This is a genomic window from Meridianimarinicoccus zhengii (assembly GCF_003254465.1).
In the GTDB taxonomy this organism is placed as follows: domain Bacteria; phylum Pseudomonadota; class Alphaproteobacteria; order Rhodobacterales; family Rhodobacteraceae; genus Meridianimarinicoccus; species Meridianimarinicoccus zhengii.
This window is the reverse complement of the sequence record NZ_QDFI01000005.1, coordinates 19,844-42,461: the sequence shown is the minus strand read 5'-3', so window position 1 is coordinate 42,461 and position 22,618 is coordinate 19,844. Positions and strand designations below refer to the sequence as shown.

General features: G+C 67.6%; 20 protein-coding genes and 1 pseudogene. 4 read left to right on the top strand and 17 right to left on the bottom strand.

Annotation, left to right across the window (positions count from 1 at the left end):
- Nucleotide 1: 1 nt before the first annotated feature.
- From DDE13_RS02610 to DDE13_RS02600, 3 genes are read right to left on the bottom strand one after another with little or no spacing between them, the layout of a single operon-like run.
- Nucleotides 2-880, bottom strand: a complete 879-nt coding sequence (locus DDE13_RS02610) for an ABC transporter permease (RefSeq protein WP_111401195.1) — start codon at nt 878-880, stop codon at nt 2-4.
- On the bottom strand, nt 877-1,902 hold the full coding sequence (locus DDE13_RS02605; protein WP_111401194.1) for an ABC transporter permease: 1,026 nt from the start codon (nt 1,900-1,902) through the stop codon (nt 877-879). Before DDE13_RS02605 ends, DDE13_RS02610 begins: the two co-directional genes overlap by 4 nt.
- 3 nt (nt 1,903-1,905) lie before the next feature.
- Complete coding sequence (locus DDE13_RS02600) at nt 1,906-3,513, bottom strand: ABC transporter substrate-binding protein (protein WP_111401193.1); 1,608 nt, start codon at nt 3,511-3,513, stop codon at nt 1,906-1,908.
- A gap of 126 nt (nt 3,514-3,639) precedes the next feature.
- On the opposite strand from DDE13_RS02600, the gene DDE13_RS02595 reads away from it, so the two are divergent.
- On the top strand, nt 3,640-4,542 hold the full coding sequence (locus DDE13_RS02595; RefSeq protein WP_111401276.1) for a LysR family transcriptional regulator: 903 nt from the start codon (nt 3,640-3,642) through the stop codon (nt 4,540-4,542).
- Between the two features lie 122 nt (nt 4,543-4,664).
- On the opposite strand, the gene DDE13_RS02590 is transcribed toward DDE13_RS02595, so the two are convergent.
- From DDE13_RS02590 to DDE13_RS02555, 8 genes are read right to left on the bottom strand one after another with little or no spacing between them, the layout of a single operon-like run.
- A complete protein-coding gene (locus DDE13_RS02590; RefSeq protein ID WP_111401192.1) occupies nt 4,665-5,171 on the bottom strand; it encodes a nucleoside deaminase in 507 nt (168 codons plus the stop codon).
- Entirely contained in the window at nt 5,168-6,130 is a 963-nt protein-coding gene (locus DDE13_RS02585) for an ABC transporter ATP-binding protein (RefSeq protein ID WP_111401191.1), read from the bottom strand. The genes DDE13_RS02590 and DDE13_RS02585 overlap by 4 nt, the downstream gene beginning before the upstream one ends.
- The gene (locus tag DDE13_RS02580) at nt 6,127-7,095 is read right to left on the bottom strand and encodes an ABC transporter ATP-binding protein (protein WP_111401190.1); all 969 of its coding nucleotides are present in this window, start codon (nt 7,093-7,095) and stop codon (nt 6,127-6,129) included. Before DDE13_RS02580 ends, DDE13_RS02585 begins: the two co-directional genes overlap by 4 nt.
- Nucleotides 7,076-8,527: a chlorohydrolase family protein gene (locus DDE13_RS02575; RefSeq protein ID WP_111401189.1), complete on the bottom strand. Its 1,452-nt coding sequence runs from the start codon at nt 8,525-8,527 to the stop codon at nt 7,076-7,078. The genes DDE13_RS02580 and DDE13_RS02575 overlap by 20 nt, the downstream gene beginning before the upstream one ends.
- Nucleotides 8,524-9,705 (bottom strand): amidohydrolase family protein, encoded by a 1,182-nt coding sequence (locus tag DDE13_RS02570; RefSeq protein ID WP_111401188.1) that lies wholly within the window; start codon nt 9,703-9,705, stop codon nt 8,524-8,526. The genes DDE13_RS02575 and DDE13_RS02570 overlap by 4 nt, the downstream gene beginning before the upstream one ends.
- Before the next feature lie 5 nt (nt 9,706-9,710).
- Nucleotides 9,711-10,664 (bottom strand): ABC transporter permease, encoded by a 954-nt coding sequence (locus DDE13_RS02565; protein WP_111401187.1) that lies wholly within the window; start codon nt 10,662-10,664, stop codon nt 9,711-9,713.
- Nucleotides 10,657-11,649 (bottom strand): ABC transporter permease, encoded by a 993-nt coding sequence (locus DDE13_RS02560; RefSeq protein ID WP_111401186.1) that lies wholly within the window; start codon nt 11,647-11,649, stop codon nt 10,657-10,659. The genes DDE13_RS02565 and DDE13_RS02560 overlap by 8 nt, the downstream gene beginning before the upstream one ends.
- A 57-nt stretch (nt 11,650-11,706) precedes the next feature.
- Nucleotides 11,707-13,284: an ABC transporter substrate-binding protein gene (locus tag DDE13_RS02555; RefSeq protein WP_111401185.1), complete on the bottom strand. Its 1,578-nt coding sequence runs from the start codon at nt 13,282-13,284 to the stop codon at nt 11,707-11,709.
- Between the two features lie 169 nt (nt 13,285-13,453).
- Between DDE13_RS02555 and DDE13_RS02550 the strand changes: the two genes are divergently transcribed.
- Both DDE13_RS02550 and DDE13_RS02545 read left to right on the top strand, forming a co-directional pair.
- The gene (locus DDE13_RS02550) at nt 13,454-14,146 is read left to right on the top strand and encodes a GntR family transcriptional regulator (RefSeq protein WP_111401184.1); all 693 of its coding nucleotides are present in this window, start codon (nt 13,454-13,456) and stop codon (nt 14,144-14,146) included.
- Complete coding sequence (locus tag DDE13_RS02545; RefSeq protein WP_111401183.1) at nt 14,143-14,787, top strand: flavin reductase family protein; 645 nt, start codon at nt 14,143-14,145, stop codon at nt 14,785-14,787. The genes DDE13_RS02550 and DDE13_RS02545 overlap by 4 nt, the downstream gene beginning before the upstream one ends.
- Before the next feature lie 124 nt (nt 14,788-14,911).
- On the opposite strand, the gene DDE13_RS02540 is transcribed toward DDE13_RS02545, so the two are convergent.
- The 6 genes and pseudogenes from DDE13_RS02540 to DDE13_RS02515 all read right to left on the bottom strand — a co-directional run bounded on the left by DDE13_RS02540 (nt 14,912) and on the right by DDE13_RS02515 (nt 20,679).
- A complete protein-coding gene (locus tag DDE13_RS02540) occupies nt 14,912-15,754 on the bottom strand; it encodes an EAL domain-containing protein (RefSeq protein WP_162630831.1) in 843 nt (280 codons plus the stop codon).
- A 109-nt stretch (nt 15,755-15,863) separates the two neighbouring features.
- A complete protein-coding gene (locus DDE13_RS02535; RefSeq protein WP_111401274.1) occupies nt 15,864-16,160 on the bottom strand; it encodes an ArsR/SmtB family transcription factor in 297 nt (98 codons plus the stop codon).
- A gap of 285 nt (nt 16,161-16,445) precedes the next feature.
- The gene (locus tag DDE13_RS02530) at nt 16,446-17,432 is read right to left on the bottom strand and encodes a threonine ammonia-lyase (RefSeq protein WP_111401181.1); all 987 of its coding nucleotides are present in this window, start codon (nt 17,430-17,432) and stop codon (nt 16,446-16,448) included.
- Nucleotides 17,429-18,292: an alpha/beta fold hydrolase gene (locus DDE13_RS02525; protein WP_111401272.1), complete on the bottom strand. Its 864-nt coding sequence runs from the start codon at nt 18,290-18,292 to the stop codon at nt 17,429-17,431. The genes DDE13_RS02530 and DDE13_RS02525 overlap by 4 nt, the downstream gene beginning before the upstream one ends.
- Nucleotides 18,293-18,367: 75 nt before the next feature.
- A pseudogene (locus tag DDE13_RS02520) lies at nt 18,368-18,985 on the bottom strand (haloacid dehalogenase type II); the annotation flags it as partial.
- 53 nt (nt 18,986-19,038) lie between these two features.
- A complete protein-coding gene (locus DDE13_RS02515) occupies nt 19,039-20,679 on the bottom strand; it encodes an MORN repeat-containing protein (protein WP_111401180.1) in 1,641 nt (546 codons plus the stop codon).
- 161 nt (nt 20,680-20,840) lie between these two features.
- On the opposite strand from DDE13_RS02515, the gene DDE13_RS02510 reads away from it, so the two are divergent.
- Nucleotides 20,841-22,499, top strand: a complete 1,659-nt coding sequence (locus DDE13_RS02510; RefSeq protein WP_111401179.1) for an NAD+ synthase — start codon at nt 20,841-20,843, stop codon at nt 22,497-22,499.
- Nucleotides 22,500-22,618: the final 119 nt, after the last annotated feature.

Genomic DNA, 22,618 nt, shown 5'->3' with positions numbered 1-22,618 from the left:
TTCACGTTCTCCGGCGCGGGTCGACGATGTCACGCAGACCGTCGCCCATCAGGTTGAAGGTGAAGACCGCCAGCATCAGCCACAGCCCCGGAAACAGCGCGACCCACCAGTGGCCCGAGATGATGTAGTTGGCCCCTTCGGCGACCATGATGCCCCATTCCGGCGTCGGCGGACGCACACCCAGCCCGATGAAGGACAGACCCGCCGCGTTCAGGATCGCCCAGCCCATGTTCAGCGACACCTGCACCATCATCGGCGGCAGGGCGTTCGGGAAGATGTGGAAGGCGAGCGTGCACAGGTGCGAGTTGCCCGACAGACGCGCGGCCAGCGCGAACCCTGCCTCGCGCCGGATGTTGACCTCGGCCCGCACGAGCCGGGCATAGAAGGGGATGTTGATCAACGCGGTCGCGTAGATGATGTTCTCGATCGTGTTGCCCAGGGCGGCGACGATCCCCATGGCCAGGACGAACAGCGGAAAGGCCATGATCGTGTCGAGGATGCGGTTCAGCACCGCGTCGATCCAGCCGCCCCAATAGCCGGCGATGGCCCCGAGCACCGACCCGATCACGAAGGAGATCGCCACCGCCAGCACCGAGATCGTCAGGTCCAGCCGGGTCGCCACCACCACGCGGCTGAACACGTCCCGACCCAGGCTGTCGGTGCCGAACCAGTGGGTCCAGTTGGGCGGTTGCAGCGCGTTTGTGGCGTTGGTCGCCAGCGGGTCGTGCGGCACCAGCATCGCGCCGAAGACCGCCTGCAGCAGGAAGAAGGCGAACATGCCGAAGGACAGCATGGTCACGGGGTTCTCGCGCAGCACGTGCAGCAGATGTGCCCATGCGCCATCGGGTTTGCGGCCCGGAACCTGCGTGGCGTCGGTCATTTGGTGTCGAACCCGATGCGCGGATCGATCAGCGCGTAACTGAGATCGATGATGAGATTGAGCGTCACGAAGAGAAACGCCATCGCCAGCACGAAGCCCTGCACGGCGGCATAGTCCGACGCGACCAGCGCCTCGACCGCGTAGGACCCGATGCCGGGCCAGGCGAAGACCTTTTCCACCAGCACGTTGGCGCCCAGCACGAAGGAAAACACCATTCCCAGCGTGGTGACCACCGGCAGCAGCGCGTTGCGCAGGCCATAGCCGAACAGGATCTTGCCGCGCGACAGGCCCGCCGCGCGGGCGGTGCGGATGTAGTCGGACGACAGCGCCTGCAGCATCGCCGCCCGCGTCATCCGCGCGATGGGCGCGAGCGTGAACAGGGCCAGCGTTATGGTGGGAAGGGCCAGCTGTCGCAGTGTGGCGGCGAAGGTCTCAAGATCGCCCGCGATCAGGCTGTCGATCAGGTAGAAGCCGGTGACGCGCGGCGGTTCGAAATAGATGAAGTCGAGACGCCCGAGCGGCGAAGGTGCCCAGCCCAGCAGATAGTAGAACACGTAGACCAGCAGGATCCCGGTGAAGAACGTGGGCAGCGACACGCCCGCCGTCACCAGCACCCGGCACAGATGGTCGATCCACGACCCCTGCCGCACCGCTGCCAGAACGCCGAGCGGAATGGCGATGATGCAGGACAGCACCAGCGCCGACAGCGTCAGTTCCAGCGAGGCGGGCAGGCGCATGGCGAGATCGGTCAGCACAGGTTGCCCCGTGCTGATCGACCGTCCCAAGTCGCCCTGCAGCAGGTCTCCGACATAGAGGAAGAATTGCGCCACCAGCGGCTTGTCGAGGCCGAGCGTCTCGCGCACCTGCTGGATGGATTGTTCGTCGGCCATGGCCCCGGCGAAATAGACCGCCGGGTCGCCGGGCAGGGCGCGTGTCAGGATGAAACTGATCACGATCACCCCGATGATGACCGGCACGGTCTGCGCCAGCCGCAGCCCGATCGCGCGCACCCGCCCGGCCATGGCTCAGGCGCCTGTCATGCGGCGCGGGTCGAGCTGGCGGTGAAACCAGAACTCGTAGCCCGAGGCCCCGTTGACCGCCACGTTCAGCGCCGGCTGATAGAGCGGAATGCGCGGCAGGTCGTCGATGACGATCTCGAACATCCGCTTGATCATCGGGGCCCATTCCGGATCGTCCATCGACATGTGCAGGGCGCGGTCGGTCAGTTCGTGCACCTCCTCGTTGGCGTAGTTGGAGGAATTGAACAGCCGGTCCTTCTGATAGGCCCAGAAGAAGTAGTAATCCGGCGTGTTCAGCCAGCCGCCGAAATTCTCGAGGTGGAAATCGAGCGACTTCTCGACCAGTGCCACCGTGCGCCAGTTGGCGCCGGGGATGCGTTCCACCGTCGTGGTGATGCCAAGCTGGCCGAGGCTTTCCTGGATCAGCAGCGCGGTCGGTTCCATCCAGCTTGCCAGGTCGAGGCTGATGGACATCTGCACCGGGAAGCCGGACGCGAAGCTGGAGGCTTCGAGATGGGCGCGCGCCTTGTCCATGTCGGTTGCATAGGGGAAGGGGCGCGGCCACGCGGTATCGGCGATTTCGGCCGCGCCACCCCACATCGGCGCACCGCGACCATAGGCGGCGGACTGGAAGATCGCCTCGTAAGGGATTGCGTGAGCGATGGCCTTGCGGACCTCCGGGTCCTGGAACGGCTCGAACTTCGTGTTCAGGCAGGCGCAGTGGATGCAGTTCTCGATGGGCGTGGAGAACACGTCGACCGTGTCGACCAGTTCCGAGGCATCGCGGTCGGGTATGTCGAACGACACCTGCACGTCACCCCGTTCGACCAGTGCCCGGCGGGTCGAATTGTTCGGCACCTCGCGCATGATGACGCGCCGGATTTCGGGCAGCGGCCCGCCGGTCCATGCGTCGTTCCGGTCATAGACGATCTGCTGGCCCTGGTCCCAGCGCGCGACGGTATAGGCGCCCGATCCGGCGGTGGTGGTGTGCAGGAATTCCATCGCCCATGGGTCGGCCTCGGTCGCGTTCGCCTTGGCGACGGCGGAGTTGATGATGAAGGGCACCGGAACGGCAAGGTTCGGCAGCGACAGCTTGGACGGATAATCGAGCCGCAGCACGAAGGTCCGGTCGTCAACCGCCTCGAACTGGTCGGGGCGGAAGAACCCGCCCGCGCGCATCTGCGTCGACGGGAAGCCGCCCACGGTGACTGCGCGGTCGAAGGACCATTTCACATCCGCCGCCGTGACCGGACTGCCATCGGTAAAGGTGGCGTCGGGTTTCAGCGTGAAGGTCAGGATCAGGCCATCGTCCGAAATGGTCCAGCTTTCGGCCAGTTCGGGAACGATAGTGTCGTAGTCATAGGACATCTCGCCGGTGGGCAACTGGCGCGACCCGAAGCCCACGAGCCGGTCGTAGCAGTTGATCGCCACCTGGTAGCTGGCGCGGTTCGTGCCGGTGCGGTGCAGATCGAGGCTGTTGATGGTCTGGCCCGAGGCGACGACCATCGTTTCCAACCCCTGTGCGTCGGCCCTGGTCGCCCAGGCGAACGGTGTCATGGCAGCACCGCCAGCGGCGGCGGTCAGCTTCAGGAAATGTCTGCGGTCAGTGTGCATGGGCGGCGGCCTTTTGAGATGGGGCGAAGCATTCTTCCTTGCAGCGTGGCAGATTCCATGCAGTTCTCAAAATGCTATGATTTCACCGATCCGGTGTATCAGATGCACCGGTTGTGGAGAGCCATGATGCAGCATCTTGATACGTTCCGCCTGATCGAGGCGATTGCCCGCGCCGGGTCGATCCGCAAGGCGGCGGAAGATTCCAACATCACCGCTTCGGCGCTCAATCGCCGCCTTGGCCGGTTCGAGCGGGAGTTCGGCTCGCAGATTTTCGAACGTCTGCCGCGCGGCGTGCGTCTGAACCCGGCGGGCGAACTGGTGCTGCAACACTATCGCGCGCAACGCTCAGACCTGGCACGGGTCCAAAGCCAGGTCGCGGACCTGACCGGGGTGCGGCGCGGTCATGTGACCATCGCCTGTTCACAGGCGCTTCTGCCGTTTTTCCTGCCGCAACAGATCGCCGCCTACCGCAACGCCCATCCGGGCGTGACCTTCGCGGTCAACGTGCGCGACCGCGAACAGGCCGAGGCAGAGCTGGTCAGCTTTCGCAGCGATCTGGCGCTCGTGTTCGAACCGCGCGTCTTGGTGGATTTCGAAGTGCTCCATGCCTTGCCGCAGCCGGTCTGCGCGCTTTTCGCGCAGGACCATCCCCTTGCCCAGCGGTCGGAGCTTCGACTGCGGGACTGTCTCGACTTTCCCCATATCGCCCCGGCTCAGAAATACGGTGTGCGCGGGCTGCTCGACATGGCGGCGAAGCGGATTGGCCGCACGGTCGCGCCGGTGGTCGAAACGGAGTCGTTCGAGCTGATCCGCTACTACGTCATGCATGAACGCGCGGTCGGATTTCAGATACCGATCGGCCTGTCGCAGACGATGGATGCAGGACTGTCGTTCCGCCCGATCTCGGAGCGCGACATGCCACCCGGCGATCTGCTTCTGGGCCAGATGCGCGGGCGCGTGCTGTCAGTCGCCACGTCACGCTTTGCAGACCAGGTGGCGCAGGCGCTGGCGCGGATGGCAGAGCATTGACGCTGCGCGGCGCTTGACACGGCGGCGGGCCTACGGGTCGGCCCGCATGGGGGCGCAAACTAGCTCCCCTGCACCGGGGGCGACGCTAGGGACAGGCGCGTTCGCGTAACGCGTGCGCGTGTCTATGGCGGCGCGTCACCGGTGCGCGCCGCGGCCCACGCGTGCAGGATCGCCGCGGCCTCGTCCCCGCGGGCCTGTTCGGCTGGCATCCGGCGCGCGCCCACGGGGTGCGCGCATTCGTGGGTCAGGTGGTCCACGTCGATGGGAAACCGCGCGCTTTCCGGCAGTGCCCCCAACGCCGCGCCTGCCTGCGCCATATCGGCGGCGTAGTAGAGCCGCGAAATGCCCGCGATGGCCATGGCTGCGACACACAGCGCGCAAGGCTCGCAACTCGTGTACAGGTCGCAGCCGCGCAGATCGACCGTGCGCAGGTTGCGCGCGGCGTTGCGGATCGCCTCGGTCTCGCCGTGGGACGTGGGGTCGAAATTGGCCAGCGACCGGTTGATCCCTTCGCCGACGATCTTGCCGTCCTTCACGACCACCGCGCCGAAGGGCTCCAGCCCCGGCTGGTCAAGAGCCTGCGCGGAAATCTCGATCGCGCGGCGCATGAACGCGTCATCATAGCTCATGTGCGGCCCTCCTCGGCGGCGAAGCAGGCGACGCGCCCGGACAAAACCCTTTCCTGGCGGCTGGGCCGTTCGGTGCGGCAACGGTCATTTGCAAGCGGGCAGCGTGGGTGAAAGCTGCATCCCGGCGGCGGGGCGATGGGCGACGGCACCTCGCCCCGCATCGGGCTGCGGTTCCGATTGGGTCTTTCCAGGTCCGGGATCGTGTCGAGCAGCATCCGCGTATACGGGTGCAGCGGGTTGGCGAACAGGTCCGCCGTGGGCTGCAATTCCACGATCCGCCCCAGATACATCACCGCGATCTCGTCGGCCATGTGGCGCACCACGGACAGGTCGTGGCTGATGAACAGGTAAGTCAGGCCGAATTCGCGCTGAAGCCGCTTCATCAGGTTCAGCACCTGTGCCTGCACGCTGACATCGAGCGCGGATGTGGGTTCGTCGCAGACGAGGAACTCGGGTTCCCCCGCCAGCGCGCGCGCGATGGAAATGCGCTGCCGCTGGCCGCCCGAGAACGCGTGCGGGTATTTCGCGGCGTCCGTGGGCGACAGCCCGACGATACCCAGCAATTCGGCCACCCGCGCCTCGGCCTCGGCGTCAGTCGTGTCGGGGCGAAGGGTGCGCAGCGGTTCAGCGATGATCCGACCCACCCGCCAACGCGGGTTGAGCGAGGCGTAAGGGTCCTGGAATATCATCTGCACCCGGTCGCGGTCGCCGTGGAAGCGGATCGCGCCGTCCGATGGCGGGTACAGGCCGGTCACCAGCTTGGCGATGGTGCTTTTCCCGCAGCCGGATTCGCCAACCAGCGCCAGCGTGCGCCCGCGCGGGATGGCGAAATCGACCCCGTCCACCGCGCGCAGAGTGCGGCGGGGCTTGTTTTCCAGCATGCGGTTGAGCCAGGGGGCGGACACGTCGAAGCGCCGTTCAAGCGCGTCCACTTCGAGGATGGCGTCTGCGCGGGTCATGCGGTGGTTCCTTCCATGGCGAGCCAGCAGGCGGCCCCTTCGCCGGCCACGCGCGGGGCCTCGCGGCGGCAGCGGGGGCCTGCATGGTCGCAGCGGGGGTTGAAGGCGCAGCCGGGCGGGATCGCGTCGAGCCGGGGCATGCTGCCGGGGATCATGCTGAGTTCCTCCACATCGCGGCGCAGGCCGGGGATCGATCCCATCAGGCCCACGGTATAGGGGTGCTGCGGGCGGCGGACCACGTCGTCCACCGGGCCGGTTTCCACCAGCCGCCCGGCATACATCACCGCCACGCGGTCGGCGGTTTCCGCGATCACGCCCATGTCGTGGGTGACCAGCATCACGGCGGTGCCGCGGTCGGTGCAGAGCTGCCGCAAGAGCGCGGTGATCTGCGCCTGGATCGACACGTCGAGCGCGGTGGTCGGTTCGTCCGCGACGATCAGTTCGGGTTCGGCACAAAGCGCCAGCGCGATTACCACCCGCTGGCGCATGCCGCCGGAAAACTGGTGCGGGTAGCTGTTCATCCGGTCCTCGGGCGCGGGGATGCCGACCTCGCGCAAAAGGCCCAAGGCGCGTTCGGCAGCCTGTTCGCGCGTCAGTTCGGTGTGCAGGCGGATGGTTTCGATCAACTGGTCGCCCACGCGAAAGAGCGGGTTGAGCGACGTGAGCGGGTCCTGGAAGATCGCGCCGATGCGGCGGCCCCGGACCTTTTCCATCGCGGGTTCGGCCAGCGTGTCGATCCGGTCGCCGGACAGATGAATCGCGCCCCCCGCGATGCGGCCCGGCGGTTCCAGCAGACCGAGGATCGCCATCCCGGTCATGGACTTGCCCGCGCCGCTTTCGCCGACGACACCAAGGATCTCGCCCCGCCGGATGGACAGCGACACACCGTCGAGCGCGGTCAGCAGCCCACGCCGCGTGGGGAATTCGACCCGCAGGTCGCGCACGTCAAGAACGGTGTCGGTCATGGGTGACCCTTTCATAGGACGGGCGGAAGATCTGGCTGACGGGCGGGTGGCCGAGTGTCCGGTCGGGATACTTCGCCACCACCCCATCGAACTGCGCCTGAGCGCACATCATGTCGGCGGTCTCGTCCAAGCCGGGGATGACGCGGTCCGCCATGACACGCCGTCCGTCGATCCACACGTCGCGCACGTCGCGGCCCGAACACGACGCCAACAGCGTCTGCACCGGGTCGGTGGTCTGGAGCGTCGTGGACAGGTCGATCACCGTGATGTCGGCTTTCGTCCCCTTGGCGAGCCGGCCGATATCGTCCCGCCCCAGTGCTGCCGCCCCGCCCAGCGTGGCGGCGTCGAACAGCGCCTCCGACCGGATCGCGTCGTGCCCGTCGGCGATGCGGGCGGTCATCAGGCCAAGCTGCATGTTTGCGACCATGTCGGGTGGCCATGTGTCGGTGCCCATGCCCACGGTGATGCCCATGTCCAGCCAGCGGGGCAGGGACCGCAGCATGCCGCCATGCCGCGCGGCCACCAGCGGGCAATGGACCAGCGCCGCGCCTGCATCGCGGATCAGCGACATGTCCCTGTCGGTGGCGTGGGTGCCGTGGGGCAGCAGCCAATTCGGCCCGAGCGCGCCATTGTCGGCCATGAAGCGGATCGGGCTGACGCCGTGCTGTTCGCGGACCAGCCGCAGTTCCGTGTCCGATTGCAGGCAGTGCTGGCGGACGGGCGCGCCCATCTCGGCGGCGATGGCGGCGGTGCGGGACAAAAGGGTTGGCGTACAGGTCTCGATCCGGTCGGGGGCGAACATGGCGCGAAGGCGGCCCTTTGCACGCCCGTCGATGCGGACGGCGAAGGCCGCCGCGTCCTGCAGCCCCCGCAGCCCGCGGGGTTCGTCATAAATCGCGCGGATCGCACCGCCGGTGTCCACGACCTGCCCGCCGGTGCGGTAGGCGGGACCAAGGTAGGCGCGCAGGCCAAGCTCTTCGGCGGCGTCCGCCGCCGCGTCGAACTCCGCCACGGTTTCGTCCCATTCCCGGTAGAACAGCGACGCGATGGGCAGCGCCGTTGTGATCCCGTTGCGGATGAGTGCGGCGAAGGCGAAGCGTTTCTGGAACGCAAGCTCTTCCTCGGAATACATCTCGTAAGGGCCGCGTTCGACATAGGTGTCCGGCCAGACGCGCCCTTTTTCCCAACCGGGAAAGTTGTCGAGCCCGAGGATCGTGGTGTCGAGATCCGACAGCGCGTCAAGGTCGATGAAGCCCGGCGACAGGATTGCCTGACCGTAATCGATGCGGTCGCAGTCGGGCAGGGGATCGGGCATGGCGCCGACATGGGCCACGAGATCGCCGTCAATCAGCACGCAGCCGTGTTCGTGCACAATGTGGCCGCCACGGTTGAAACCGATCACCCAGCGGGCTGTCAGGAGGGTGCGGGTCATGGCGCGTCCAGCACGCAGGCGCCGTCGCGCGCGGTGACGCGACCGCCTTTCAGGACCAGCTTGCGCGGGGCGCGCAGCGCCACGGCTTCGGCCACCGTTTCGCCCTCGACCAGCACGGCGTCGGCGGCACAGCCGGGGGTCAGGCCGTAGCTGTCGATGCCCATGACCGCAGCCCCGCCATGGGTGCAGATGTCGAGCGCCAGTTCGACCTCGTCGTCCCGGCGCAGGTTGTTGCGCAGGCCGATGAACATGGCGCGTTCCAGCATGTCGCCGTTCCCGTAAGGCCCCCATGTGTCGCGGATACCGTCCGAGCCGGACCCGGTCAGGATTCCCAAGGCGCGCAGTTCCTTCACCGCCGGGACCGTGGTGGCGGACGGCGCCGTGGTGACGATGTGGATGCGCGCCTCGGCCAGTTGGTCCTGCAACGCCGCGACGGCCGCGCGGTCTGCGGCACCAAGGCAGAAGGCATGGCTGACCGTGACCTGTCCCTGCATCCCGTGGGCGCGGGTGCGGACCAGGATCTCTTCCATCGAAAGCCACCCGAGCGCATCCCGTTCGTGCAGGTGGATGTCGATGGGTTTGCCGTGCTTGTCCGCCAGCGCGAAGATCGCGTCGAGATGCGCGCGCGGGTCGCGGTCGATGCCGCAGGGGTCGAGCCCGCCGACGACCTCCACCCCCATCGACAGGGCCTCGTCCATCAATTCCACCGTGCCGGGGCGGGTGATCATGCCCGACTGGGGAAATGCCACGATTTCGATATCCACGATGCCTGCCAGCTTTTCGCGGGTGGCCATGACGCCTTCGACACCCGCCAGCCCGTGGTGCGTGTCCACGTCCACATGGCTGCGGATATGGGTGGTGCCGAACGCCACGGACTGGATCGCCTGCCGTTCAGACTGCACCCGCGGGTCGAGACCCAGCGACACCTTCACCGCGCGCTCGTTGTCGATCTTGTCGATCAGGCGCGGGCCGACCTCGTTGCGATACCACGGCAGACCCAGCAGCGACTTGTCCAGATGGGTGTGCGCCTCGATTAGTCCGGGGATCAGGATGCGCCCGCCGCAGTCGATGACCTCCGCGCCCTCGGGGGCGGCATCGGCAAAGCGCCCGTCGGCGATGTGCAGGTTTGTGGCAGCGGCGCCCATGGGGCGGACGTTCGTCAGGGTCAGGTTGGTCATGGGGCTCAATTCAGCTTGGGGTTGAGAGCGTCGCGCAGCCAGTCACCGATCATGTTGACCGATAGCACGATCAGGCAGAGCTGGATGGCGGGGAAGACCACGATCCACCACAGGCCCGAGAATAGGTACTGGTTGCCGATCCGGATCAGCGTGCCAAGGCTGGGCTGGTCCGCGGGCATGCCGACGCCGAGGAAGGACAGCGTCGCCTCGGACAGGATCGCCAGCCCGAAATTCAGCGTGGCCGCGACCATGATCGGCGTCAGCGTGTTGGGCAGGATGTGGTGCAGCATGATGCGCCACGACTTCACCCGGATCAGGCGCGCCGCCTGCACGTATTCCTTCTTGCGCTCCACCATGGCCGATGCGCGCACGGTGCGGGCGTATTGCACCCATGACGGCACGGCGATGGCGACGATCAGGATCGGTGCGGCCAGCGCGCTTTTCAGGCCCGTCGGCAGGGATGCCGTGGCGATGGCCGAGATGAGGATGGCGATCAGGATGAAAGGCATCGACAGCAGCACGTCGCCCACGCGCATGATCACGTTGTCGATCCAGCCGCCGAAATACCCGGCGATCAGCCCGAGGCTGAGCCCCACGGTGAGAGCCAGGATTACCGACGCGAACCCGATGATGAGCGAGATGCGTGAGCCATACAGGATCGCGGAGAAGATATCCCGCCCCTGCACGTCGGTCCCGAGCACGAAGGGCCATTGCCCTTGCGGGCTCCAGATCGGCGGGATTTCCGAGTTCCACAATTCCAGCGCCGCGAGGTCATAGGGGTTCTGCGGCGTGATCCACGGCGCGGCCAGGGCGGTCAGCGCCAGCACCACCAGAAGTCCGGCGGCGAACATCGCGGACGGGTGCGCGCGGAAGGAATACCACAGGTCACTGTCGCGCAGCCGCGCAAGCCGGGAGGTCGGCGTGGGAGCAACGGGCGCGGTGTCGGTGCGATCAGCCATTGGACGCCCCCGCCTTGGCGGTATCGTCGCGCAGCCGCGGATCGACCCAGGCATAGGTCACGTCGACGATTGTGTTCAGCACGACGAAGATGAACGACACGAGCATCAGGTACGCGGCCATCACGGGGATATCGACGAAGGTCACCGCCTGGATGAACAGCAGGCCCATCCCCGGCCACTGGAATACGGTTTCCGTGACCAGCGCGAAGGCGATCAGGTTGCCGATCTGCATCCCCGTCAGCGTGATGACCGGCATCAGGCAGTTGCGCAAGGCGTGTACCCAGTGGACCCGGCGGCGCGGGACTCCGCGTGCGCGGGCGAATTTCACGTAATCGGCGCGCAGGCTTTCCAGCATCTCGGCGCGCACCAGCCGCATGACCAGCGTGATCTGGAACGTCGACAGCGATACCGCGGGCAGCACAAGCGCCGCCCGGCCCGACGGTGTCAGCAGCCCCGTGGACCACCAGCCGATATCCACCGTCTCGCCACGACCGAAGGCGGGCAGCCAGCCCAACGTCACGGAAAACGCGAGGATCAGCAGGATGCCGACCACGAAACTGGGCAGCGACACGCCGACGATCGAGGTCAGTTGCAGCGCATCCGCCAGACGGCTGTCGCGGTGCACCGCCGTGATGACCCCCAGCGGGATGCCCACGACCAGCGATATGACGGTCGCCACCAGCACCAGTTCGAAGGTCGCGGGCAGGCGTTCGGCGATCAGGACCATCACGTCCTGCTGGTTGCGGTAGGAAATGCCGAAATCCCCCTGCACCGCGTTTGTGACGAACCGGACATACTGTGTGAAGAAGCCGTCGTTCAGGCCCAGCCGTTCGCGCAGCTCGGCGCGATCTTCCTGGGTGGCCTGTTCGTTCACCATCATCTCCACCGGGTCGCCGAAGGACCGGAAGATCAGGAAGGCGAGGAACGCCACCGCCAGCATCACGAAGGCGGCGTTGGCGGTGCGTTTGAGAAGGAATGCCAGCATGGTGTCTCCGCTCGGGTTGGGTCCGGGAACGCGCCCGGACCCGTGGGGCAGGGTGGATCAGCCGTCGCCGCCCATGCGCGCGAACCACAGCCGCGGCTTGTTGTCCGGGAAAAGCGGCATGTCGCTGACAGCAGGTGTCACGGCCCAGGCCATCGGTTGCTGGTGCAGCGGGATCATGATGTGATTGTCCTTGATTATCCGCATGGCGTCGTTTTGCAGCTTCAGTCGCGTATCGAGATCAAGCTCGCTGCCCGCCGCCTGCACCAGCGCGTCAAGCTCCGGGTAGGACCAGTCGCCCCAGTTGAACACGCCCGAGTTGCCTTCCTTCGAATGGAAGATCTGGATGAGCGGCGAATAGCTGTCGAGCATCGGCAGCGTCGCCCAGCCCAGCGTGTAGACATCGGTCTTGCCGCCAGTCCGCTTGGGCGACTGCACCGCGCGCGGCGCCACGTCGAGTTGCGGCTCAAGGCCGAGGCGGCTCCACATGGAGGCCAGCGCCTGGCAGAACTGTTCCTCGTTCACCAGCCCGTCGGACAGACAGTTGAATTCGAAGGACAGGCCCTCGGGCACGCCCGCCTCGGCCAGAAGCGCTTGCGCGCCTTCCAGATCGTATGCGGGGATTGTATCCAGGTCTTCAGTGTAGCCGGGGATCGGTGGGGCGACGACGGCCCCGGCGATCCTGCTTTTCCCGCGCATGATCCGGTCGTGGATCAGTTGCAGGTCGATGGCCTTGTACATCGCCTCGCGCACCCGGATATCGGCAAAGGGGTTCGGTTCCCCGGATGCGAGCGTCTCGCGGAACGGAAAGCCGATCATGACCGTGCGCAGGTCCACCCCTTCGAGCACGTTCACGTCGGGCGAGGCTTCCAGCCGCGGCAGATCCTGCACCGGTGCGTCGTTGGTGAAATCGATCTCGCCGGACAACAGCGCAGCGACCCGCGTCGCCGGGGACGTGACGGGGCGCAGCACGAAACCGTCGAGGTTGTGCTGGGCCTCGTCCCACCAGTCGGGGTTGACCGTGAACACCGTCTGCGCCTCGGGCTGGCGGCTTTCGACGATGAAGGGGCCCGTGCCGTTGGCGTTGTAGGTGGCGTAGCCTTCCACACCCGCACCGATGTCGGTGGGCAGTTCGGCGTTGTTGTCCACCAGCCAGTCGCGGTCGAAGATGTGGATGTTCGTCAGATCGTTGAGCAGTAAAGGATAGGTGCCGTTCAGCGTCACGTCGATGGTGTAGTCGTCCACCACCTTTGACGACACATAGGCCGGCAGGTTGCCCTTCAGCGGCGAGGTCTCGTGGCTGACCCGTTCGAGCGACGCCTGAACATCTTCGGCGGTGAAGGGGTTGCCGTTGTGGAAGGTCACGCCCTCGCGCAGAGTGAACCGCCATGTCACCTGGTCGTCGAGGATTTCCCAGGATGTCGCCAGCGCGGGCTCGATGGCGAGGTCGCGGTCATAGCGGACCAGCCCCTCATACACGTGGTTCAGCACGTTGATCGTGAAACTGTCCCCGAAGGAATACGGGTCGAGCGACCCGATGTCACGATTCGCCCCCCAGTCGAGGATGTTCTGAGCCTGCGCGGGCAGGGCGAGCGCGCTCGTCGCGGCGGTAACGAATAGGAAATGTCGCAGTTTCATCCGGGTCTCCTCGGCTGGTGATTGCACCGACTTACTGGCGCAGATTGGATACGATCCTGAAGGCGATGAAGCACATGCCGGGTTGACATGTCCAGCCATTTGTATCCAATTAGGGTAAGAAATTGCATGCGTTCTTCATCGGGCGCCGAAGAAACGGGCACAGCCATCCATGTCTGAACACGGAAAAAGCACGGCCACCGACGCGGTCTATGATCTGCTCTGCCGGGCGATCATCGAGCAGTCGCTCAAGCCGGGGATGCGCCTGCCGGAGGATACGGTCGGCGAACAGTTCGGCGTCAGCCGCACGATCGTGCGTCACGCGCTGGTGCGGCTCGAATCCGAAGGGCTGGTCGTGTCGAAGCGCAATCGCGGGGCCTTCGTGGCCGAACCGACGCTCGAGGAAGCCCGCCAGATCTTCGAGGTGCGCCGCTGTCTCGAGGCAGAGGTCACGCGGCTGCTGGTGCAACGCATGCCTCGCACGGGTTTCGACGCGCTGGAGGCGCATGTCCGGCGCGAACACGGCGTGAAGGGCAAGGATGGCCCGGTATCGATCCGTCTTGCGGGGGAATTCCACGTGCTCATGGCGGAACTCAGCGGGAACGACGTGCTGGCGAAATACGTCACGCAGGTCGTGCGACGCTGTTCGCTCATCATGGCGATGTTCGCCAATTCCCATTCGTCCGACTGCGCCGTGGACGAGCATTCGCAGATCATCGCGGCAATCCGTGCGGGCGATACCGCGCGGGCGGTGGCGCTGATGGAACACCATCTCGGCGCCGTGGCCGATCGTGCGAAATTCGACGCGACGCCCGACACGGTGGAAGCGATCCTTGCGCGCTACGGCCGGGAGCTTGCGCAATGAGCCATCATGCGATCCGCTTCGCCGACCTGAGCCCGCGCGAGGCGTACAAGGTCATTATCGGCACCGTCGTGCCGCGGCCCATCGCCTGGGTCACGACGCGCTCGGCCGGTGGTGTGGTGAATGCCGCCCCGTATTCGTTCTTCAACTGCCTTTCGGCAGACCCGCCCATCCTCGCGCTGGGGGTGGAGAACAAGCCCGACCGCGGTTTCAAGGACACGGCCTGGAACATCCGCGAGACGGAGGAATTTACGGTCAACATCTGCGACGTGGCCATGACCGCGCAGATGGCGGCCACCGCCGCACCCTTCCCGCCCGAGGTGGACGAGTTGCAGGCGGCGGGGCTGACCGCGATCCCCGGCGTGACGGTCTCCTGTCCGCGCATCGCCGAGGCGCCCGTGGCCTTCGAATGCCGCCGCCACGTCTCCATCGCCGTCAGTGCCGCGCGCGAGATCATCTTGGGCCGGATCGAGATGGCCCATGTGCGAGAGGACATCATTGACCTCGAGAACTACCATTCCGACCCGGCGAAACTGGATGCCATCGGGCGGATGGGCGGCGATGGCTACAGCACGACACGCGATCTCTTCGACTGGCCGACACCGTCGGTGGCCGAGGTCGTGGAAGCCTTGACCGGGCGCTGACCGACTGATGCAGCTCCCACGCGCAGCGACGGCGTCTCGCCCATAGGCACATGGCTACGTGAACACAGTTGAGGGGAACGTCGGCCCCGCGTCGGTCCCATCCGCAGACGCCGGAACCGGATGGCTAGCCCGCCTGTCGCGCGACGGCTCCTTCCGTCCCGGCCGACCCTTGGCCCGGCGAACCAAGCACCGGGCGCGCGACGTGATAGCCCTGCAACGCGTCGATGCCAGCGTCTTCCAACCATGCGGCTTCGGCCGCGGCTTCAACGCCCTCGGCGACGATCATGGCCTCGAAATGGCGGGCGAGCCCGGACAGGGTGCGAAACAGCACCTGGTTGTCGGGGCACCGGTCCACGCCGCGCGCAAAGCAGCCCGCGACCTTGATGATGTCGAAGCGCCAGTCCCTCAAATGCCGGAACGCCGTGTGCCCCGCCCCGAAATCGTCCAGCGCAAGACACATGCCCGCCGCGCGTGCCGAAGCCAGCGGCGCGGGCATGCGCGATGCGGCCGGCAGGGGGGCGTGTTCCGTGACCTCGACGATCAGGCGCTCCGCTACCAGCGGTCCGGCGGCGGCCAGCCCGCTTGCAAGGGCCGACAACCAGCGCGGGCAGGCCAGGCTGGCAGGCGCCGCGTTCACCGACACGCGCAGGGCGGGATCGTCCCGCAACGCGCGCAGCGCGAGCCCGAGAACATGGCGGTCGAGCGCCCGCGCGATCGGGCCCTCGCCCAGCGGCGGCAGAAAACGCCCCGGCGCGACGATGTCGCCGCAGGGCAGGCGAAGCCGCATCAAGGCCTCGTGAAAGGCGGGGCGCTGCGGCGCGCCGGGGCGCATCACCGGCTGCCACGCCAGCACGACGCGGTCCTGCCGCAAGGCGCAGACAACCTCGGCGGGGTCGAGCATGCGTCCGAAGAGGCGTGCGTTTCGACGGGAAATCTCGGACGCTCGGAATGGATCGGCACGTGTCATGGCGGCTGCTTCCCTGCGCTGCATGGCGCCACCTTGGCCCGCGATCCGTTAAGAGATGTCTAAATTTTCACGAAATGTTCCGCGTCCTGCGCCGGAGCGCGCGCCCCCATCAATCCTCTGCCCCGTCATCGGCGCAGAAGATTTCGTACATCAGCGAGATCATGCGCGCGGCGCGCGGGTCGCCGATGGAATAATGGATCGCCTTGCCCTCGCGCCGCGACTTCACCAGCCCCTCCATCCGCAGGCGTGCAAGCTGCTGGCTGACCGCCGCCTGCCGCTGTCCGAGCAGCCGTTCCAGTTCGGTCACGGATTTCTCGCCGGTGTTGAGGTGGCAAAGGATCAGCAGGCGCCCCTCGTGCGCGAGGGCCTTGAGAAAGGCCGCGGCCCTTTCCGACTGCTGCTGCATGTCCGCGGCAATCGCTGCATTGTCATCAGCCACGGCGTCGTTTCCCTGCTGTAGATCGAGAGGCTGCACATCCGTCCCTTTCCTAGGCGCAATACGGTCTGGGCACGGTATCGCGTGTCCTGCCGGGGGAAGCGTCGACCTAACATGTGTCGCGGCGGTGCAGCACCACGCGCCAGACGTCCCCAGCGTCAACGGGCAGTATAGGTATCGTGGCAGAGCTTTACAATCCGCCAGCGTCGCCGCGGCCGCGCATACAGGAAGATGTGACCTTTCCGCAGCGCAGCATCAGGTGCCGGCCCGGATGGCGCGGGCGAACAGTGCCGGGTCCACGTTGCCCCCCGTCGCAACCGCGATCACCGGGGTGTCCGCCGCGTCCGTCCAGTCCAGCGCCGCGGCCAGCGCGACGGCGCCGCCCGGTTCCAGGACGATCCGCAGGTGGGCAAAAGCAAGCGTCATGGCGCGCAGGGCCGCGTCATCCGTCACCGTCCGTCCGGGCCCGGCCAGCCGTGCAAGCACGGGCAGGGTCAGCCGACCCGGTGCCGGTGTCAGGATCGCATCGCAGACGGACCGCGCGCCCGGCGGGTTCGGACCCGGCGCCCCGGCAAGGGCGCGCGCCGTGTCGTCGTACCCTTCCGGTTCGACGGTGCACACGCGCAAGCCCGGCGCGCGGGGTTCCAGCGCAAGCGCGATCCCCGCGGCGAGCCCCCCGCCACCGCAACACACAAGCACATCGGCCTGCGTGACGCCGGTCGCCCGGACCTGTGCGGCGATCTCCAGCCCGACGCCCGCCTGCCCGGCGATCACATCGGGATGGTCGAAGGGCGGAATGAAGGCGAAGCCGCGCGCCGCGCAGATTGCCGCGGCAATCGCGTGGCGGTCCGCGCCATGGCGGTCATGGGTAACGATCTCGGCCCCGTTGGCGCGGATCGCGGCGACCTTGGGATCGGGCGCGTCGTCGGGCAGCACGATGACCGCGGCGATCCCGGCCTCCCGCGCGGCACGGGCCACGCCCTGCCCATGATTGCCCGAGGAGCAGGCGACCACCCCGGCAACGGACCCCGCTGCGCAGAGCGCCGTGACCGCCGCCTTGGCACCGCGATACTTGAACGATCCGGTGTGCTGCAGACATTCGGCCTTTACCCAGACCGGTCGGCCCGCAATGGCATCGAGCGCGGGATCGCGCAGGAGCGGGGTTTCCCGGACATGCCCCGCCAGCCGCGCCGCCGCCGCCATGATCCGGGTCTCGTCCGGCGCGGTGTCGTCGCCGGTCATGCCAGCCGGTCGAGGAACGCCGCGATGACCGCCTGCGCCTCGGGTTCGTCGAGGAAGGGGACATGGCCGCGGCCGGGCACATCCGCCGCGATCATGTCCGGGCGGCGAGCGCGCATCGCGGCAGCGGTTTCGGCGCTCAGCAGATCGCTGTTCGCACCTCGGATCAGGGCGAGCGGCAGCCCGGCCAGCAGGTCGAACAGTGGCCACAGGTCCGGCACCCCGCCGGTCGCACTTTGCGCGATCACCGCATCGCGCAGGCGCCGGTCATAGCGCAGTGCGAGCCCCGTCGGGGTCTCCAGCCAGATGCGCGCGGCATGTACCCGCCAGCGGTCGAGCGGCACGTCGGGGAACTGCGCGGCCTGGGTTGCCGCCATCGCCCGCGCGCCATCCTCCAGCGTCGCAAGGCCGGGCGGCTGCCCGAGATACCCCATGATCTTGCCAAGTCCGCCGGGGTCGATCTCCGGGCCGATATCGTTGAGACACACGCCCGCCAGCCGGTCGCGGTGGCTGGCCGCAAGCGCCATGGCGATCAGCCCCCCGCGCGAAGTGCCGAGGATGGCGGCCCGGTCGAGCCCGAGATGATCGAGCAGGTCGATCGCGTCATGCGCCTCGCGCGCGATGCTGTAGTTGTTGAAATCCCGGTCGTAATCCGACGCGCCGCGACCGCGGGTATCAAGCCGGATGATCCGTGCGCGCCCCGCGAAATCGCGCGCCACGTAATCGAAATCGGCCATGTTGCGCGTCAGGCCGCACAGGCACAAGAGTGGCGGCCCCGTCCCCTCGTCGCGGTAGGCAAGCGACAGCCCGTCACTGGCGGTGAACCGCCGCGGCGGGTCGGCCGGGCGGGGGCGCGCGTCGATCAGCGGGGGCAGGGCGGTCAGGTCGGGATACTGGTGGTCGGGCCGGGCGGTCAGCCGGTCCACGGGTGTGCCGGCACGGTTGACCCAGTAGGTGGCGAAGCCATAGCCCGCCGCGCAGCCCACGTCCCACCCGTTGGCCGACACGAACAGCACCGCGTCGCGGGCGACGCCAAGCCGCTGCTCCACAAGGTCGTAGACCCGCGGCGACGGCTTGAAGACCCCGGCCGCATCCACCGACAGCACGGCGTCGAACATCCCGGCGATGCTGGCGGTTTGCGTCGCGCGGGCAAGCATCTCCTCGGTGCCATTGGACAGGATCGCCAGCCGCAGCCCGCGCCCGCGCAGGTCGCGCAGAACGCCTGCCACCTCGGGGAAACAGTCGAGATCGCGGTAGAGGTCAAGAAGCCGCGTGCGCAGGTCCGGGTCGTCCGCAAGCTCCGCCGCCTCCAGCGCCCAGTCCAGCGCGTCCTCGGTCACGCGCTGGAAATCGGCATGGTCGCCGGATGCCGCGCGCAGCCACGTATATTCAAGCTGCTTGCGCCGCCAGTCCTCGGCCAGCCGGGGCCAGATTTCCGCCAGTCCTTCGCCCCCCGGTTCCGTGCTCGCGCGACGCGCGGCGGCGGTCACATCGAACAGCGTGCCGTAGGCATCGAAGACCACGGCGCGCAGCGGGGGCGGGGCAGGGTCGTGCATGTGGGTCCCTTTCATGGGCAGTCTCGGGTGCGGCGCGGCATCCCGCGCGGCCCTCACTCGGGGTCGGCTTGTGTCTCCGACCCGGTCTCGGTGGCGGCCTCGGGCGCATCGTCCGCGCCGGGGGCATCGGTGCCCTCCGGCTGTGCGGCGGGAGCATCGGGCGCCTCCGGTTGCGCATCGGGGGCGGCGGGGGTGTCGGGAAGATCGGCCGCCGCCGGTGCGTCCGTCGTGTCGCCATCCCCGGGGCCGGCCGTCCCGCCCGTCGCGGCGGGTTCCACAAGCACGCCATTGCGCCATTCGCCGGACAGCACCTCGCCGCCGGAATAGGTCAGGGTGCCGATGCCTTCGCGCCGCCCGGCCACGAAGCCGCCTTCATAGACATCGCCGGTGGCATAGGTCGCGCGGCCCGTCCCGGTAATCTCGCCGTCCAGCCAGTCGCCGACATAGGTCATCCCGTCCGGTGTCGTCATCGTGCCCGTGCCGTGGAACAGGTCGTTGCGAAAGCCACCCTCATACGTTGTGCCGTCGCCATAGACCGCGCGCCCCGTGCCGCTGCGCAGGCCGGTATCCCACCCGCCTTCATAGCGATAGCCGTCGGGCGCCGTCAGTACGCCCTGCCCGTGCTGGCGCCCGCCCGCGAAGCCGCCTTCGTAGACGAGACCGTTCGCGCGGCGGCTGATGCCTTGTCCGTCAATGACGCCCGCGACCCATTCACCGGTGTAGCTGTCACCGGACGGGTAGGTGATGCGTCCTTCACCATGGGGCAGGTTTTCGGCGAAGGTACCTTCGTAGATCGACCCGTCGGGATAGACGAGCCGGCCTTCGCCGTGGTGCTGGCCGTCCACCCAATCGCCGACAAAAAGGTACCCGTCCGTGCCGCGGAATGTCCCTACGCCATTGCGTTGATCGTTCTCGAACGCACCTTCGAAGACGTCGCTGTTGGCATAGGTCATCTTGCCGTTGCCCTGCCGTTGACCCTGGACCAGCACGCCTTCATAGACATCGCCGTTGACATAGGACACGCGCCCGAAGCCCGACATCTGGTCGTCAAGCCACGCCCCGTCATAGGCGAACCCGTCGGGGACCGTCAGTTGCCCGGTGCCGTTGCGCCGGTCGCCCCGCATCTCCCCGACATAGCGCGACCCGTCCGGATAGGTGATCTCGGCCTCGCCGTGGCGCAGCCCGGCCTGCCAGCCGCCCTCATAGACGTAGCCATCGGGCCGGGTCCATGTGCCGGTGCCGTGGCGCTGGTTGTCCGCGAACTGCCCTTGGTAGACCGAGCCGTCCGCATAGGTCGCCGTCGCCGTGCCGGTCAGTGCGCCCTCGACCCAGTCGCCGATGATAACCGACCCGTCCAGCAGCGAGATCTGCCCCCGACCATGCGGCTCGCCGCGCAGGAAGCCGCCCTCGTAGGTCGCCCCGTCCACGAAGGTCGCGCGCCCCTGGCCCGTGCGTTCCCCTTCGACCCATTCGCCTTCGTAGACATAGCCGCCAGGCAGGGTGTACCGACCCTCGCCATGGGGCTTGCCGTCGCGCATCGTGCCCTCGAACAGCCCGCCATTGGCGTATTGCTGGGTGACCGTGCCGCCCCCGCCGTTGCCCCCGCCGCCATCCTGCGCGCCCACGGCCAGGGCCGCCATCAGCACGACCGCCGCCACCGCCGTCACCCGCCGCTTGCGCCCGTGTCCTGCCATGGCTGCCTTGTCCTTCGTCTGCCCCGTCTTGATCCCGTGCTAGAGGATCGCGCACATCCGGGCAACAGGACAGCACGCGCGCCGGGGCTGGGGCCGCACGGAGGATCGCGTCTTTCCTCCGGCGCGTCGGCGCCCTATGACGCCGGTGAAGGAGATCCGCCATGGCCGACACGTTCCGCATCACGCTGGCGCAGCTCAACCCGGTGGTGGGCGACATTCGGGCGAACGCCGAACAGGCCCGCGCCGCATGGGCGGCGGGGCGCGACGCGGGCGCGGGGCTGGTGGCCCTGACCGAGATGTTCATCACCGGCTACCAGATACAGGACCTCGTGCGGAAGCGCGCCTTCGTGGCCGACGCCATGGCCGCCATCGACCGTCTGGCCGCCGACTGCGCCGACGGGCCTGCGCTGGCCATCGGCGGGCCGTTCCTCAACGGGAACCGGCTGTATAACGGCTACCATGTCTGCGCGGGCGGCAAGGTCGTGGCGCGTGTGCTCAAGCACAAGCTGCCCAACACGGACGTGTTCGACGAGGTGCGCTTCTACACGCCCGGAGAGATTCACGGCCCCGTGCGGATCGGCCCGCTGCGCATCGGCATGCCGGTCTGCGAGGACGCGTGGTCGCCCGACGTGGCCGAGGCGCAGGCGGAATCGGGGGCCGAGGTGCTGCTAGTGCCCAATGGCTCCCCCTATCACCGCGACAAGCACGACGAGCGGCTGGGCCACATGGTCGCCCGCGTGGTCGAGACGGGGCTGCCGCTGATCTATCTCAACATGGTGGGCGGGCAGGATGACCAGGTCTTCGATGGCGGCAGCTTCGGGCTGAACCCCGGCGGCAAGCTGGCTTTCCAGATGCCGGATTTCGTGGCCGAGACCCGCCACGTGGACCTGACGCGCGGCGAGGACGGCTGGCGGATCGCGGACGGCGCGGTGTCGCCGCGGCCGGGCTCGCTCGAGCAGGACTACCACGCGATGTGCCTCGGCCTGTCCGATTACCTGCGCAAGAGCGGGTTTTCCAAGGTCGTGCTGGGCCTGTCGGGCGGCATCGACAGCGCCATCGTCGCGGCCATCGCCGCCGATGCGCTGGGGCCGGACAACGTGCGCTGCGTGATGCTGCCCTCGCGCTATACCTCGCAAGCCTCGCTCGATGACGCGGCGGGGGTGGCGCGGGCGCTGGGAACGAAGCTCGACACGCTGCCGATCACCGGGCCGGTTGAGGCGGTGACCGACACGCTCGCACCGCTTTTCGACGGGCTGGCGCCAGACCTGACCGAGGAAAACATGCAGTCCCGCCTGCGCGGGGTGCTGCTGATGGCGCTGTCCAACAAGTTCGGGGAAATGCTGCTGACCACCGGCAACAAGTCCGAGGTCGCGGTGGGCTATTCGACGATCTACGGCGACATGGCGGGCGGCTACAACCCGATCAAGGACCTGTACAAGACGCGGGTGTTCGACATCTGCCGCTGGCGCAACGCGAACCACCGCGACTGGATGCAGGCGCCGGCGGGGGCGGTGATCCCGCCGCAGATCATCACCAAGCCGCCCACCGCCGAGTTGCGCGAGGACCAGAAGGACGAGGACAGCCTGCCGCCCTATCCGGTGCTCGACCGGATCCTGACGATGCTGGTGGACGAGGACGCGTCGGTGGCCGAGGTCGCGGCGACCGGCATCGACCGCGCGACGGTCGAGAAGATCGAGCATCTGGTCTACATCAGTGAATACAAACGCTATCAGGCGGCGCCGGGTGCGCGCCTGTCGAAACGGTCCTTCTGGCTCGATCGCCGCTATCCCATCGTCAACCGCTGGCGGGATCGGACCTGACAGCAGCTTTCCGCTCGAATTCGCGGCGGCGGCGCAAACGTTCACTTTTCGTTCGCAATTTTCGGTTGGAGAGCGCCGCGCCCGCCGCTACCTTTGCGCCTGACCCAACGGGAGTCGCC

What these genes read in the sequence shown, in the direction of transcription:
- DDE13_RS02610 (WP_111401195.1), bottom strand. Translation starts at nt 880, where the DNA reads ATGACCGACGCCACGCAGGTTCCGGGCCGCAAACCCGATGGCGCATGG.
- DDE13_RS02570 (WP_111401188.1), bottom strand. Translation starts at nt 9,705, where the DNA reads ATGACCAACCTGACCCTGACGAACGTCCGCCCCATGGGCGCCGCTGCC.
- DDE13_RS02530 (WP_111401181.1), bottom strand. Translation starts at nt 17,432, where the DNA reads ATGACCGGCGACGACACCGCGCCGGACGAGACCCGGATCATGGCGGCG.
- DDE13_RS02595 (WP_111401276.1), top strand. Translation starts at nt 3,640, where the DNA reads ATGCAGCATCTTGATACGTTCCGCCTGATCGAGGCGATTGCCCGCGCC.
- DDE13_RS02575 (WP_111401189.1), bottom strand. Translation starts at nt 8,527, where the DNA reads ATGACCCGCACCCTCCTGACAGCCCGCTGGGTGATCGGTTTCAACCGT.
- DDE13_RS02535 (WP_111401274.1), bottom strand. Translation starts at nt 16,160, where the DNA reads ATGCAGCAGCAGTCGGAAAGGGCCGCGGCCTTTCTCAAGGCCCTCGCG.
- DDE13_RS02585 (WP_111401191.1), bottom strand. Translation starts at nt 6,130, where the DNA reads ATGACCCGCGCAGACGCCATCCTCGAAGTGGACGCGCTTGAACGGCGC.
- DDE13_RS02605 (WP_111401194.1), bottom strand. Translation starts at nt 1,902, where the DNA reads ATGGCCGGGCGGGTGCGCGCGATCGGGCTGCGGCTGGCGCAGACCGTG.
- DDE13_RS02590 (WP_111401192.1), bottom strand. Translation starts at nt 5,171, where the DNA reads ATGAGCTATGATGACGCGTTCATGCGCCGCGCGATCGAGATTTCCGCG.
- DDE13_RS02580 (WP_111401190.1), bottom strand. Translation starts at nt 7,095, where the DNA reads ATGACCGACACCGTTCTTGACGTGCGCGACCTGCGGGTCGAATTCCCC.
- DDE13_RS02565 (WP_111401187.1), bottom strand. Translation starts at nt 10,664, where the DNA reads ATGGCTGATCGCACCGACACCGCGCCCGTTGCTCCCACGCCGACCTCC.
- DDE13_RS02510 (WP_111401179.1), top strand. Translation starts at nt 20,841, where the DNA reads ATGGCCGACACGTTCCGCATCACGCTGGCGCAGCTCAACCCGGTGGTG.
- DDE13_RS02600 (WP_111401193.1), bottom strand. Translation starts at nt 3,513, where the DNA reads ATGCACACTGACCGCAGACATTTCCTGAAGCTGACCGCCGCCGCTGGC.
- DDE13_RS02515 (WP_111401180.1), bottom strand. Translation starts at nt 20,679, where the DNA reads ATGGCAGGACACGGGCGCAAGCGGCGGGTGACGGCGGTGGCGGCGGTC.
- DDE13_RS02560 (WP_111401186.1), bottom strand. Translation starts at nt 11,649, where the DNA reads ATGCTGGCATTCCTTCTCAAACGCACCGCCAACGCCGCCTTCGTGATG.
- DDE13_RS02545 (WP_111401183.1), top strand. Translation starts at nt 14,143, where the DNA reads ATGAGCCATCATGCGATCCGCTTCGCCGACCTGAGCCCGCGCGAGGCG.
- DDE13_RS02540 (WP_162630831.1), bottom strand. Translation starts at nt 15,754, where the DNA reads ATGACACGTGCCGATCCATTCCGAGCGTCCGAGATTTCCCGTCGAAAC.
- DDE13_RS02550 (WP_111401184.1), top strand. Translation starts at nt 13,454, where the DNA reads ATGTCTGAACACGGAAAAAGCACGGCCACCGACGCGGTCTATGATCTG.
- DDE13_RS02555 (WP_111401185.1), bottom strand. Translation starts at nt 13,284, where the DNA reads ATGAAACTGCGACATTTCCTATTCGTTACCGCCGCGACGAGCGCGCTC.